The organism is Klebsiella sp. GW_Kp181, from assembly GCF_040062315.1.
Classification (GTDB): domain Bacteria; phylum Pseudomonadota; class Gammaproteobacteria; order Enterobacterales; family Enterobacteriaceae; genus Klebsiella; species Klebsiella oxytoca.
Window position 1 is genome coordinate 13,590 of the sequence record NZ_JBEAFR010000053.1, and the last position, 13,129, is coordinate 26,718.

General features: G+C 54.8%; 11 protein-coding genes. 4 read left to right on the top strand and 7 right to left on the bottom strand.

What is annotated here, in order from left to right; all coding sequences use genetic code 11:
- Positions 1 to 221: 221 nt before the first annotated feature.
- The 5 genes from pqiC to rlmKL are packed head-to-tail and all read right to left on the bottom strand — an operon-like array spanning position 222 to position 7,720.
- Positions 222 to 785 (bottom strand): membrane integrity-associated transporter subunit PqiC, encoded by a 564-nt coding sequence (gene pqiC / locus ABLV11_RS11215; protein WP_004100758.1) that lies wholly within the window; start codon positions 783 to 785, stop codon positions 222 to 224.
- Complete coding sequence (pqiB, locus tag ABLV11_RS11220; RefSeq protein WP_105890003.1) at positions 785 to 2,422, bottom strand: intermembrane transport protein PqiB; 1,638 nt, start codon at positions 2,420 to 2,422, stop codon at positions 785 to 787. Before pqiB ends, pqiC begins: the two co-directional genes overlap by 1 nt.
- Positions 2,412 to 3,680: a membrane integrity-associated transporter subunit PqiA gene (pqiA, locus tag ABLV11_RS11225; protein ID WP_004100751.1), complete on the bottom strand. Its 1,269-nt coding sequence runs from the start codon at positions 3,678 to 3,680 to the stop codon at positions 2,412 to 2,414. Before pqiA ends, pqiB begins: the two co-directional genes overlap by 11 nt.
- 14 nt (positions 3,681 to 3,694) lie before the next feature.
- Complete coding sequence (locus tag ABLV11_RS11230; RefSeq protein ID WP_004100750.1) at positions 3,695 to 5,602, bottom strand: ABC transporter ATP-binding protein; 1,908 nt, start codon at positions 5,600 to 5,602, stop codon at positions 3,695 to 3,697.
- Between the two features lie 12 nt (positions 5,603 to 5,614).
- Positions 5,615 to 7,720, bottom strand: coding sequence for a bifunctional 23S rRNA (guanine(2069)-N(7))-methyltransferase RlmK/23S rRNA (guanine(2445)-N(2))-methyltransferase RlmL (rlmKL, locus tag ABLV11_RS11235; protein WP_004100749.1), 2,106 nt, complete (start codon positions 7,718 to 7,720; stop codon positions 5,615 to 5,617).
- A 98-nt stretch (positions 7,721 to 7,818) separates the two neighbouring features.
- Here rlmKL and ABLV11_RS11240 point away from each other — a divergent pair, with 98 nt between their 5' ends.
- Positions 7,819 to 8,928, top strand: coding sequence for a YcbX family protein (locus ABLV11_RS11240; RefSeq protein WP_126488876.1), 1,110 nt, complete (start codon positions 7,819 to 7,821; stop codon positions 8,926 to 8,928).
- On the opposite strand, the gene zapC is transcribed toward ABLV11_RS11240, so the two are convergent.
- Together zapC and pyrD are read right to left on the bottom strand one after the other, a co-directional pair.
- Positions 8,925 to 9,467: a cell division protein ZapC gene (gene zapC / locus ABLV11_RS11245; protein WP_004100747.1), complete on the bottom strand. Its 543-nt coding sequence runs from the start codon at positions 9,465 to 9,467 to the stop codon at positions 8,925 to 8,927. The two genes, ABLV11_RS11240 and zapC, sit on opposite strands and share 4 nt — an antisense overlap.
- Positions 9,468 to 9,635: 168 nt before the next feature.
- Positions 9,636 to 10,646 (bottom strand): quinone-dependent dihydroorotate dehydrogenase, encoded by a 1,011-nt coding sequence (gene pyrD / locus ABLV11_RS11250; protein WP_004100745.1) that lies wholly within the window; start codon positions 10,644 to 10,646, stop codon positions 9,636 to 9,638.
- A gap of 247 nt (positions 10,647 to 10,893) precedes the next feature.
- Here pyrD and ssuE point away from each other — a divergent pair, with 247 nt between their 5' ends.
- From ssuE to ssuB, 3 genes are read left to right on the top strand one after another with little or no spacing between them, the layout of a single operon-like run.
- Positions 10,894 to 11,469, top strand: a complete 576-nt coding sequence (gene ssuE, locus ABLV11_RS11255) for an NADPH-dependent FMN reductase (protein ID WP_004100743.1) — start codon at positions 10,894 to 10,896, stop codon at positions 11,467 to 11,469.
- A 54-nt stretch (positions 11,470 to 11,523) separates the two neighbouring features.
- The gene (gene ssuC, locus ABLV11_RS11260) at positions 11,524 to 12,315 is read left to right on the top strand and encodes an aliphatic sulfonate ABC transporter permease SsuC (RefSeq protein WP_004100742.1); all 792 of its coding nucleotides are present in this window, start codon (positions 11,524 to 11,526) and stop codon (positions 12,313 to 12,315) included.
- Complete coding sequence (gene ssuB / locus ABLV11_RS11265) at positions 12,312 to 13,085, top strand: aliphatic sulfonates ABC transporter ATP-binding protein (protein ID WP_016808054.1); 774 nt, start codon at positions 12,312 to 12,314, stop codon at positions 13,083 to 13,085. The genes ssuC and ssuB overlap by 4 nt, the downstream gene beginning before the upstream one ends.
- Positions 13,086 to 13,129 lie beyond the last annotated feature (44 nt).

Here is a 13,129-nt window from a genome sequence, read left to right on the forward strand (position 1 = left end):
AGAAAACAATGGTCACTAAATACGCAACCACGGTTAACGAATACCGCGAATCGGGGATAGCGTCAATGCGCAAAATTCACGCCATTGTCATATTTGTGAGCTACATGAAACTTCATTTGTACAAAAACTGTGAACCAGCACAAGTAACAATCTGATGAGGCAAATAAAAAAGCCGCTGCGATTTTCATTTTCGCCGCGGCTTTTTTTCTTATTAATTTTACTTATGGCAAGCGGTTAATCTCGCTGGCAATCGCCGCCGCTTCCTGAGTCCAGGCCTGAGCTAGCGTTTTCACCATCGCATCGTAGCCATCTTCTTGTTGCTTGAGCTCGATATGGAATGGCCGCTTAATCAGCTGTCCCTGATGCTTCAGTAACCACTCACCGCTAACGATAACCCGACCATCGTAACGACCGTGAAAACCGCTGACGGATACGTTTAGGGTATCCTGCTCGCTACCCAGCGGTTGAGAAGCCACGACCCAGCCGGGAAGCTGATTGCTAAGGTTCGCCACCAGCGTCGTTCTTAGCTGCTGATCGAGCGGACTCGCCCACAGATTGTTATTTGCAATCACATACTGAACATCGGTGGTCTGATAGACCACCCCGTTACCGGCAAGATAATCCGGAATACTGACCTGCTCGACCCAAAGCAAATTTTTGCTCTGGTGTGCGGCGCTTTGCGCGCCGCCCTGAGCCACGGGAAGCTGGTAGTAAGTTTTACTCTCACCGCCGCTGCTGCATGCCGTCAACGCGCATACCGCCGCCGCTATTAGCCATTTCTTCATTATTTCGCTCCCTTCGGCTGCGGATCTTTTTTATCCTTCGCCTCAAATACCAGCGCATTGCTCTTATCATTAAGCGTTTTCAGTACCGGCTGCAGTTCGCGCAGCACCTGGTCAAGACGCTGCATATCCGCAACCATCTTATTGTAAGCCGCGGAGCCAGGCTGGAAGCCCTGCATACTACGATTAAGTTCACGTAGCGTACTCTGCATATCACCCGGCAGCTGCTGCATAGACTGACTTGAGGTGATCTTATTCAGACTGTCGAGCGTCGCCTGTACGTGCTGCATGGTTTTTTCACTTTGCGCCAGCGTACTGGTTGCCTGCTCCAGCAGTGGATTAATTGGCAGATTATTAATCTTATCCAGCGCATCCATCAGGCGCTGCTGGATCTGCGCCAGACCACCGCTTACGGTCGGAATAATCGGATAACCGCCAAATTCCTGGATCTTGCCGCGCGCAGGAGCTTTCGGATAGAAGTCGAGATCGATATACAGCGCGCCGGTCACCAGATTGCCGGTTTTAAGCGAACCGCGCAGCCCGCGATTCATTAGATCATCGATATGCTTACGAATGTCAGGATCGGCGCCTAACTGATTGATCAGACGTTCCGGCTCAATTCGCACTTCTACCGGGATACGGTAATCGTCGTTTATGTTCTGCTTCAGGCCTGGAATAAAGAACGGTACCTTGCCTACGGTCCCAAGACGGATACCGCGGAATTCAACCGGCGCGCCGGGCTGCAGACCGCGAATCGAATCTTTAAAGAACATTACGTAGTCAATGTGTTGAGTGAACACCGAGTCCTGAATGCTGCGTTGATCGTCAAACAGATGATATTCGGTTTTATTCGCCACCGGTTCCCCTAGCGGGAGTCCTTCAGGGATATCAAAGCTGACGCCGCCGCCAAACAGCGTCGACAGCGATCCCATCTCAACGCGCATGCCGGCCGCGGTCAGATCCACCGCAATACCGCTATCCTTCCAGAAACGCACGTTATTAGTGACCAGCCGATCGTTAGGCGCGCTAATAAACAGCTGATAGGTGATATTGCGTTTTTGCGCATCGAAGGTGCTGGTTTCCACCGAACCTACACGATAGCCGCGGAAAAGCACCGGGTCGCCGGGTGACAGCTGACCCGCTTTGCTACTTTCCAGTAGAATACGAATGCCTTTCGCATCGGGTGAGGCCAGCGGCGGTGAATCCAGCAGTGGATACTGCGCAGGGACAGAGCCTTTAGTCCCCGGCTGCAGTTCGATATAGGCGCCGGACAATAGTGTGCCGAGGCCGCTGATACCTTCACGACCAACCTGCGGCTTAACCACCCAAAAAACCGAATCCTGATGAAGCAGTTTTTCCATGCCAGAATTCAGTCGGGCTTTAACCTCCACGTGAGTCAGGTCGTCCGTCAGCGTTGCGCTTTCAATCACGCCGACGTCAACGCTGCGGCTTTTAATGCGGGTCTTTCCCCCTTCAATGCCTTCGGCGTTGGTTGTGATCAGGGTCACTTCCGGCCCCTGGTGGCTATAGTGGTAAAAAAGAATCCAGGCGCCAATTAGCGCCGTCACTATCGGGAAGATCCACACCGGTGACCAGTTCTTCACCTTTTGCACCTTCGCTTCTCCGCTCTTATTTTCCATGCTGCAGTCTTTCCTCATGGCTTGAATCTGGCTCACGATCCCACAACAAACGCGGGTCAAAGGTCATGGCCGAAAACATTGTCATCACTACCACCAGCGCAAACATCACCGCCCCTATCGCCGGATAGATATTCATTAACCCACCTATGCGCACCAGAGCGGAGAGGACTGCGATGACAAACACATCAATCATTGACCAGCGGCCAACAAACTCGACGACTTCATAAATCAGATGCATGCGCTCTGAGTCGCGATCTCCCCTGCCGCTGGCGTTCCAGCAGAGCCAGCCAATGGCGATCATTTTTAAGGTTGGCACCATAATACTGGCGATGAATATCACCATCGCCACTGGATAAGATCCTTCGCTCCACAGCAGGATCACCCCCGCCATAATGGTGGAAGGCATTTTATCGCCAAGCAGATCGGTAATCATGATCGGCAGAATATTGGCGGGCATATAAAGGATTAGCGAAGTCATTAACAGCGCCAGCGTCCACTGCAGGCTGTTTTTACGCCGGGCAGTCCCCTTTGTATGACAGCGCGGACAGACGGCCTCATCAATCGGCAACACCGCTGTACAGCATGAGCATGAACGCAGCCCCTGACGCAGTCCAGACACGCCAACTTTCAGCGGCTGCTTGATAGCCGGCATTGGCGCAATATCATCCCACAGCCAGCGGCGATCTACGCACTGGAACGTCCGCAGCTGTAATACGCAGAACATACACCACGGGACAAAGCTCAGGCCAACGCCAATATCGCCATAGGCCATCAGCTTAACGAAGCTGACCAGTACCCCGGCGAGAAAGATTTCCGCCATTCCCCAGGTTTTAAGATGAAACAGGATACGCGCCAGAAACGCTTTCAGCCCGGATGGCATGCGCACCCGGTTGACCAGCAGGAGTATAGTGACCAGACAGAAAGCCGGCACCAGCTGGACGAAAAGCAAAAAGAACGTACCGAGGCTGGCATAGTCCTCGGTGAAGAGGACGTTCGGGATTTCCAGCAATTCAATTTCGCTGCTAATCCCCCCGACCTTCATATAGATGAAGGGAAACAAATTGGCCAGCAGCAACATGAACAACGCGACCAGCGCATACGCGGTAGGACGCTGCCGTGGCGCGTCCCATGACGTTGTCAATGTCGTTCCGCAGCGCGGACATGCAGCTTTCTGGCGATGCTCCAGCTGCGGCAAAGCCACCAGCAGATCACATTGTCGGCACAGAATATGCCGCGCAGCATGATGATGATCGCACATGAAAACTCCTCAGCTTATGCGCCGTTTTTTAGCCCTTCAAGATATTCCCAGCGTTCGAAGGCGGCTTCCAGCGCCTGCTCCGCTTCACTCAGCTGCGCCAGTACCTGCTGCGTATGGTCATGCGACTGACCAAAGAAAGAAGGGTCGGCAACCTGCTCTTGCAAATTCTGCAGCTGGGCTTCCAGTTCTTCCAGCTTCTGCGGCAGCTGTTCCAGCTCGCGCTGCAGGTTATAGCTTAGTTTGCTGGCAGCACGTTTGACACTTTCTGCTTTCGGTTGAGCAACTTCAACACTCTTTTTGGAAACCGGCTGCTTACGCGCGAGGTACTGCGCTTGCTGACCGCGGGCGTCATGATAGCCGCCAACGTATTGGCCAATTTGCCCTGCGCCTTCAAAGATCCAACACTCTGTTACCGTATTATCGACAAACTGACGGTCGTGGCTAACCAGCATCACGGTTCCCTGATAGCCGTCGACAAGTTCTTCCAGCAGTTCGAGGGTTTCGACATCCAGATCGTTTGTCGGTTCGTCGAGAATCAACAGGTTACTGGGCTTAAGGAACAGACGCGCCAATAGCAGACGGTTGCGCTCGCCGCCCGATAGCGCACGCACCGGCGTCATCGCGCGTTTCGGATGGAACATAAAATCCTGCAGATAGCCCAGGACGTGGCGCGGCTTGCCGTTCACCATCACTTCCTGTTTACCTTCCGCGAGGTTGTCCATCACCGTTTTATCCGGATCAAGTTCCGCGCGGTGCTGGTCGAAGTAGGCCACTTCCAGCTTGGTGCCTACATGAATACGTCCGCTATCCGCCTGCAGCTGACCGAGCATCAGCTTCAGCAGCGTAGTTTTGCCGCAGCCGTTCGGGCCAATCAGCGCAATTTTGTCGCCGCGCTGGATTTGGGCGGTGAAGTCTTTAACCAGCACCTTGCCATCAACCTGGTAGTTGACGTTCTCCATTTCGAACACAATCTTGCCCGAACGCGCGGCCTCTTCCACCTGCATCTTCGCGCTGCCCATCACTTCACGACGCTCGCCGCGTTCGCGACGCATGGCCTTTAACGCCCGCACGCGCCCTTCGTTACGGGTGCGGCGCGCTTTGATCCCCTGTCGGATCCACACTTCTTCCTGCGCCAGCTTGCGATCGAACTCCGCGTTCTGTAGCTCTTCCACGCGCAGCGCTTCTTCTTTATCCAGCAGATACTGATCGTAGTTACCCGGATAGGTCACCAGCTTGCCGCGATCGAGATCGACAATACGCGTCGCCATATTGCGAATGAAGGAACGGTCATGCGAAATAAAGATGATGGTGCCTTTAAACATCTTCAGGAAACCTTCCAGCCAGTCGATGGTTTCAATATCGAGGTGGTTGGTCGGTTCATCGAGCAGCAGCACCCGCGGCCCGCTGACCAGCGCGCGACCGAGGGCCGCTTTACGCAGCCAGCCGCCGGAGAGCGATGATAGCTCGGCGTTAGGATCCAGATTCAACTGTTCCAGCACTTCATTAATACGACTGTCGAGCTGCCACAGCCCTAAATTGTCCAGCTGTTCCTGCAGACGCGCCAGCTCATTGAGATTCTTGTCGCTCGGATCGGTCATCACCAGCTGCGAAACATCGTGATAACCCTTAAGGTATGCTGCTTGCTCAGCAATCCCTTCCGCCACAAAGTCATACACGGTTCCGGTGACGTCACGCGGCGGATCCTGCTGCAAACGCGCCACAACCAGATCCAGCTCATAGATAATGCGCCCATCATCAAGACCTTGTTCTCGGTTGAGGATCTTCATCAGGGTCGATTTACCCGCGCCGTTGCGCCCCACCAGGCAGACACGTTCGTTATCTTCGATATGCAGTTCAGCATTATCCAGCAGCGGCGCATCGCTGAAAGAGAGCCAGGCGCCGTGCATACTAATTAAAGACATTCTTTATTCCTTTCAGGCTGCGGTAATCAGCCAGCAGTTGTGAATCTGACGGTTGCGGGCAAAGTCCTGAGACAGCGTTTTTTGCGTAATCTCCTGCGCCTTCAGGCCCAGCTGCGCCAGCCCGTCATGATCCATACGGAAACCGCGTTTGTTGTTTGAGAACATAATCGTGCCGCCTTTACGCAGCAGACGTTTTAAATCGGTCATCAGGCGCAAATGGTCGCGCTGAACGTCAAAGGCGTCATCCATACGCTTCGAGTTGGAGAAGGTGGGCGGATCGATAAAGATCAGGTCGAACTGTTCGGTCGTCTCCCGCAGCCAGCCCAGCACATCGGCCTGCATCAGGCGATGCGCGCGACCGGTTAAACCATTGAGGCGCAGGTTACGCTCAGCCCATTCGAGGTAGGTACGCGACATATCAACCGTGGTCGTGGATCGCGCGCCGCCAAGGCCGGCGTGAACGCTGGCGCTGCCGGTATAGGAGAACAGATTGAGGAAGTCTTTACCTTTACTCATCTGCCCCAGCATGCGGCGAGCGATACGGTGGTCGAGGAACAGCCCGGTATCCAGATAGTCGGTCAGATTAACCCACAGACGCGCGTTATACTCCTGCACCTCAATGAATTCACCTTTTTCGCCCATTTTCTGGTACTGATTTTTACCTTTCTGCCGCTCGCGGGTTTTCAACACCAGCTTATTCGGCGCAATCCCAAGCACGGCAATGGTGGCAGCAATAATATCGAACAGACGCTGACGGGCTTTATGCGCGTCAACGGTTTTCGGCGGCGCATACTCCTGCACCACAACCCAATCGGCGTAACGGTCAATAGCGACGTTGTATTCCGGGAGGTCGGCATCATACAGGCGATAGCATTCAATACCCTCCTGGCGCGCCCACTTCTCATATTTTTTCAGGTTTTTACGCAGGCGGTTGGCGAAATCTTCCGCCAGCATCGCGGTTTTGCCGCCTTCGTTTTCCGCAAGGTGGTAATTCTTCTGTACACAGTCGAGCGGGCCGTTTTTCGCTTTGAACTGCTTATCGGCGCGCAGCTGCAGGCAGCTCAGCAGATCCGGCGAGGCGCTAAACAGCGACAGGTTCCAGCCGCCAAACTGGTTTTTCATAATCCGCCCCAGCAGGCTATGCAGGGCAATCAGCGCCGGCTCGCTCTCCAGACGCTCGCCGTATGGAGGGTTGCTAATCACTGTCCCGTAAGGGCCCTTCGGCAACGGGTTGCTCAGCTGGGCAACATCTTTCACTTCGAAGGTAACCAGCTCGCCAATACCGGCACGGCGGGCGTTACGCTGCGCGCGTTCGATAACCCGGGCGTCAACGTCGGAACCGTAAAAGCGCGACTCATACGCCGCCAGCCCCTGACGGGCGCGGGTTTGCGCTTCGGACTTCACCTCTTTCCAGATAGCATCATCATGCTGCGCCCAGCCGCCGAAACCCCAATGGCCGCGGTGTAAACCCGGCGCCCGATCGGTCGCCAGCATCGCCGCTTCAATCAACAGCGTACCGGAACCGCACATGGGATCGAGCAGCGGCGTACCGGTAGCCCAGCCGGAACGCATCACTATCGCCGCGGCCAGGTTTTCTTTGATTGGCGCCATACCGGTACCGTCGCGGTAGCCGCGCAGGTGCAGGCCCTCGCCGCTGAGATCCAGAGAGATATGCGCGGTCTCTTTATTCAGCCAGACGTTAATGCGCAGATCGGGGTTTTCGCGATCGACGTTGGGACGCGGCAAATTCTTACGCGTAAAGCTGTCGACGATGGCATCTTTAACCTTCAGCGCCCCATACTGGCTGTTGCGGATCTCTTCGTTCAGCCCGCTAAAATGCACGGCAAAAGTGGCATCCTGGCTGAAAATCTCCGTCCATGGAATGGCCTGCACGCCAAGATACAGATCCAGGTCGCTGTATACGCTGCACTGCCCCAGCGGCAGCATAATCCGCGAAGCCAGTCGGCTCCACATCAGGCTTTGATACAGCAGCCGCGTATCTCCCTGAAAATGGACCCCGCCCTGGACCAACTGGCAGTCCACCGCGCCCAGCCCTTCCAGTTCAGTTTTTAACAGCTCTTCCAGCCCACGAGCCGTACTGGCAAACAGAGAATTCATATCGTCACTTTTACTAAAAGAAAATTGGTGCGCATTATAGCCAATATGCGCCCCATGTCATAAAGTTAAAGGCTTATTTTTAAAGCCAGGGGCAGCGTATGGTAACCCTTTCGCGACTTTTTATTCATCCCGTCAAATCGATGCGGGGAATTGGCCTGAGCCACGCTTATGCAGACATCAGCGGGCTGGCCTTCGATCGTATATTTATGGTGACGGAAACCGATGGCACCTTTATCACCGCTCGTCAGTTCCCGCAAATGGTCAAGTTTACTCCCGCGCCGCTCCATGATGGTCTGCATCTGACCGCTCCGGACGGCAGTAGCGCGATCGTGCGCTTCAGCGATTTCTCCGTGCAGCAGGAGCCGACCGAAGTCTGGGGCAACCATTTTACAGCCCTGATTGCCCCGGCCGGGGTGAACCAGTGGCTAAGCGGTTTTTTCAACCGCAGCGTTCAGCTGCGCTGGCTGGGGCCAGAGCTTAGCCGTCGGGTAAAACGTCACGATGCCGTCCCCCTCTCCTTTGCCGACGGCTTTCCCTATCTGCTGGCCAATGAGGCCTCGCTGCGGGACCTGCAAAATCGCTGTCCGGCCAGCGTAAGCATAGAACAATTTCGCCCGAATCTGCTGGTGACCGGCGCGGCCGCCTGGGAGGAAGATACCTGGAAAGTGGTGCGTATTGGCGAGGTCGTTTTTGATGTCGCGAAACCCTGCAGCCGCTGCGTGTTGACAACCGTCAGCGCGGAACGTGGGCAAAAGCACCCTGGCGGTGAGCCATTAACCACCCTACAGGGATTCCGCACGGCGCTGGATAATGGCGATGTTGATTTTGGCCAGAATTTGCTCGCGCGAAATAGCGGCACGATCCGCGTCGGCGATGAGTTAGAAGTGCTGGCCCGCGGCCCGGCGAAGGCCTACGGCGCCGGGGAAAGCGACAATTCGCTGGCGCCTGAGACTCAGCAGAACGCAACGGTGGAAATTGAGTGGCAGGGACTGAGCTTTACCGGTAATAATCAGCAGATCTTGCTGGAGCAGCTGGAACAGCAGGGAATTCGCATTCCTTACTCCTGCCGGGCAGGGATTTGCGGCAGCTGTCGCATCCGTCTGGAAGAAGGGGAAGTCAGCGCGCTGAAGAAAAATGCGGTCGCCGCCGATGGCACCATTTTGTGCTGCAGTTGCGTACCGAAAACCGCGGTAAGGCTGGCGCCTTAAACCGCCTGGCCCAGGCTGTAGCTGGCGACGGCGGTCGCTGGCTGCAGTCGGTCGTTCATAATTTTAATCACGTCTCCCAACTGCATCACTCGCCCGGCAAGCGTCAGTCCCGGCTGCGCTAGCAGGCACAGCGCGGCGTTTTCGCCGGGCTCAACCACCAACAGATTAACCTGCTGACCGGTATCGCTCAGCCATGCGCTAGCGGCATCACCGGTACCGGGCTGCCAACTCTGTTGATGAGTAGTGAAATGCCAGCTTTTCGGCATCTGCGGCTTAAGGAAACGAATGGCGACCAGCGCATTGAGCACTAATTCAGCGCGCTGTTCTTTGGATAATTCAAGGTCGCGGCATTTTTCTTCAAATGAAAAATAGAGTGCGGCGTCATCAACGCAAAATCCGGAAGGGGCGAAGGCATCTGGCGTCAGCATCCGGCGGGGAAAACGGGATCGGAATAACATACCATTAGCCAGATCGAGCATCATGCGGTCATGCTCTTCATCGTAATACCAGCGCCAGTTATCGTCAGGTTTAATCCGCATTTCTACCCCCGTCCTCTTTCACATCCATCTGCAATAAACAGCAAAACTGCTACAGAATATTTCAAAAATTAAGAAAAGACTAAAATGTCTAAATAAGCAACAATGAAGGAATATAAAACAACCAGGGCTATAAATAAAGCCCTGGTGGAGTATCAGAAGGGGAAAAGATTAGATATGGGTAACAATTTCTTTAATCAGCGGCGGACCTTTAAAAATAAATCCGGAATAAATCTGCACCAGAGTCGCACCGGCGGCTATCTTTTCACGAGCGGCAATCACTGAGTCAATACCGCCGACGCCGATAATTGGCAGACGGCCATTTAATTCCTCAGATAGCATACGGATGATTTCGGTACTTTTCAGCTGCAGCGGACGCCCGCTAAGCCCACCGGTTTCATCGCAATGTTTCATTCCCTGCACCAGTGAACGATCCAAAGTGGTATTGGTGGCAATGACCCCATCGATATTATGTCGGACTAAACTGTCCGCAACCTGGATCAATTCCTCGACGGAAAGATCCGGAGCGATCTTTACTGCCAGCGGAACATATTTTTGATGTTTTTCCTGGAGTTCACGCTGCTTATTTTTAATACCAGAGAGCAGATCGTCGAGAGCTTCTCCGTATTGTAACGTACGCAAGCCCGGGGTATTCGGCGAGGAGATATTAATGGCGATATATCCGGCGTAAGCGTAGATTTTTTCCATACAAATCAGGTAATCATCTTTGCCTTGCTCTACCGGGGTATCTTTATTCTTACCGATATTAATCCCCAGAATGCCGTCAAAATGCGCTTTTTTTACGTTCTCTACCAGGTTATCCACGCCATGGTTATTAAAGCCCATGCGGTTGATCAAACCTTCGGCATCAACCAGGCGGAAGATCCTTGGCTTATCGTTGCCCGGCTGCGGACGAGGCGTTACGGTACCAATTTCAATGGAACCAAAGCCCATTGCGCCAAGGGCATCGATGCATTCGCCGTTTTTGTCCAGCCCGGCGGCCAGGCCCAGCGGGTTCTTGAATGTGAGTCCCATGCAGGTCACCGGCTTAGCCGGCACCTTCTGGCGAACCAACATTTCCAGCGGGGTACCCGAAACACGGCGTAATTGTTGAAAAGTGACTTCATGAGCGCGCTCAGGATCGAGCTGAAAAAGGGCTTTACGAACGAAGGGGTAGTACATGAACTCTCCTGGATTCCCGGTGTGCAAACCGGGGGCGTATTATGTGCGATCCACCCCGGAAAGGGAATTGACCTACGACAAAAAATCTTATCTCCGACGCAAACGTTTACTTTTCCCCCTCCGTTATGCGCTTTCTGACAATCCAACGCCGGATAAATCATTTAGGGAAAGATAAGCGCTCTGTCACACTGCGGCTAAATGTTATCAATTATAGATAAATGAAAATATTTGGTTATAAGGAGAGAATATGCGAGTCATAACACTTGCGGGTAGCCCGCGTTACCCTTCCCGCTCCAGCGCGCTCCTGGAATACGCCAGAGAGACCCTCTCCGCGGCGGATATCGAGGTTTGCCACTGGCACCTGCAGAATTTTGCCCCGGAAGACCTGCTCTATGCTCGCTTCGATAACCCCGCTCTTCACGCGCTTAATGAACAGCTTGCCGGCGCGGACGGGCTGATTATTGCCACGCCGGTCTATAAGGCTTCTTTTTCAGGCGCACTCAAGACGCTGCTTGATCTGCTGCCGGAACGCGCGCTGGAAGGCAAAATCGTTCTGCCGCTGGCTACCGGCGGGACCATCGCGCATATGCTGGCGGTGGATTACGCCTTAAAACCGGTACTCAATGCGCTGAAAGCTCAGGAGATCCTCCACGGCGTTTTTGCTGACGATAGCCAGGTCACGGATTATCAACATAAACCGCAGTTTACGCCGAATCTGCAGGGTCGCCTCGACCTGGCGCTGGAAACTTTCTGGCAGGCGCTGCATCGCCCCAGCAGCCGCGCGCCGGCGCTGAAAACCTTACAGCGGGTTGAGCATGTTTAACGACCAGCGTATTGCCCTGAACAGGGCAATACGCTAGCGAATAAGGAATACTCCATGGCGACGCTTTCGCAAAAATTTCTCATCCGCATAGCTCCCTGGCTTTTACCGGTGGGCAGCGTGATTATTTGGCAATTCGCCTCCTCCATCGGCTGGCTTTCCACCCGGATTTTACCGTCGCCGGAAGGCGTGCTCAAAGCCTTCTGGACGCTCTCCGCCAGCGGCGAACTATGGCAGCATCTGGCCATTAGCTCGTGGCGGGCACTTATTGGTTTCAGTATCGGTGGCTCCATTGGTTTGGTTCTCGGGCTTATCAGCGGCCTCTCGCGCTGGGGAGAACGCCTGCTGGATACCTCTATTCAGATGCTACGTAACGTGCCGCACCTCGCCCTGATTCCACTGGTCATTTTATGGTTTGGCATTGATGAAAGCGCCAAAATTTTCCTCGTGGCGCTGGGGACGATGTTCCCGATTTATATCAACACCTGGCACGGCATCCGCAACATTGACCGAGGGCTGGTAGAGATGGCTCGCAGCTATGGCTTATCGGGCTTTGCGCTGTTCCGTCACGTGATCCTGCCCGGCGCCCTGCCCTCAATTATGGTCGGTATCCGCTTTGCGCTCGGCCTGATGTGGTTAACGCTGATTGTTGCGGAAACCATTTCTGCTAACGCCGGTATTGGCTATCTGGCAATGAACGCTCGCGAATTTCTGCAGACCGATGTCGTAGTCGTCGCCATTATTCTTTACGCTATTCTCGGCAAACTGGCCGACTTCAGCGCACAGCTCCTTGAACGCGTCTGGCTGCGCTGGAATCCGGCTTATCACCTTCAGGAGGCCAGCGCATGACAACCGCGCGTCTTAATCCCGGAATTCCGCTGCTGTTAAACGGCGTAAGCAAGCGTTACGGCAGCAAGACGATTCTGAATGAACTCGATCTGCATATCCCCACCGGGCAATTCGTCGCGGTGGTCGGTCGCAGCGGCGGCGGTAAAAGTACGCTGCTGCGGCTGCTGGCAGGGCTGGAAAAGCCCAACGGCGGCCAGCTGCTGGCGGGCTCGACGCCGCTGGCGCAAATCCAGGACGATACCCGGATGATGTTCCAGGATTCCCGCCTGCTGCCGTGGAAAACGGTGATCGACAACGTCGGACTGGGGCTGAAAGGCCAGTGGCGTGAGGCGGCGCTTAAGGCCCTGGCGAGCGTTGGCCTTGAAGACCGCGCCGGTGAATGGCCTGCAGCGCTTTCCGGCGGGCAAAAGCAGCGCGTAGCGCTGGCGCGTGCGTTAATTCATCGTCCTGGATTATTGCTGCTTGATGAGCCGCTCGGCGCACTCGACGCGCTGACTCGTCTGGAAATGCAGGATCTGATCGTTTCTCTGTGGCAGGATCATGGCTTTACCGTCCTGCTGGTCACCCACGACGTCAGCGAGGCGGTGGCGATGGCCGATCGCGTATTGCTGATAGAAGAGGGAAAAATAGGTCTGGATCTGCTGGTGGACATCCCCCGTCCGCGGCGCACCGGCTCGGCGAAGCTGGCCGAACTGGAAGCGGAAGTGCTGCATCGGGTGATGCAGCGCGGCAAGAATGAATCCTCGCCACGCTTAGTGAGCCACGGTTAACGACTGCGACGTTCCCCCGCTCGCGCAGCGCGAGCGGGGCGACA

Coding starts and splice junctions, on each gene's coding strand:
- pqiC (WP_004100758.1), bottom strand. CDS start 785: ATGAAGAAATGGCTAATAGCGGCGGCGGTATGCGCGTTGACGGCATGC.
- pqiB (WP_105890003.1), bottom strand. CDS start 2,422: ATGGAAAATAAGAGCGGAGAAGCGAAGGTGCAAAAGGTGAAGAACTGG.
- pqiA (WP_004100751.1), bottom strand. CDS start 3,680: ATGTGCGATCATCATCATGCTGCGCGGCATATTCTGTGCCGACAATGT.
- ABLV11_RS11230 (WP_004100750.1), bottom strand. CDS start 5,602: ATGTCTTTAATTAGTATGCACGGCGCCTGGCTCTCTTTCAGCGATGCG.
- rlmKL (WP_004100749.1), bottom strand. CDS start 7,720: ATGAATTCTCTGTTTGCCAGTACGGCTCGTGGGCTGGAAGAGCTGTTA.
- ABLV11_RS11240 (WP_126488876.1), top strand. CDS start 7,819: ATGGTAACCCTTTCGCGACTTTTTATTCATCCCGTCAAATCGATGCGG.
- zapC (WP_004100747.1), bottom strand. CDS start 9,467: ATGCGGATTAAACCTGACGATAACTGGCGCTGGTATTACGATGAAGAG.
- pyrD (WP_004100745.1), bottom strand. CDS start 10,646: ATGTACTACCCCTTCGTTCGTAAAGCCCTTTTTCAGCTCGATCCTGAG.
- ssuE (WP_004100743.1), top strand. CDS start 10,894: ATGCGAGTCATAACACTTGCGGGTAGCCCGCGTTACCCTTCCCGCTCC.
- ssuC (WP_004100742.1), top strand. CDS start 11,524: ATGGCGACGCTTTCGCAAAAATTTCTCATCCGCATAGCTCCCTGGCTT.
- ssuB (WP_016808054.1), top strand. CDS start 12,312: ATGACAACCGCGCGTCTTAATCCCGGAATTCCGCTGCTGTTAAACGGC.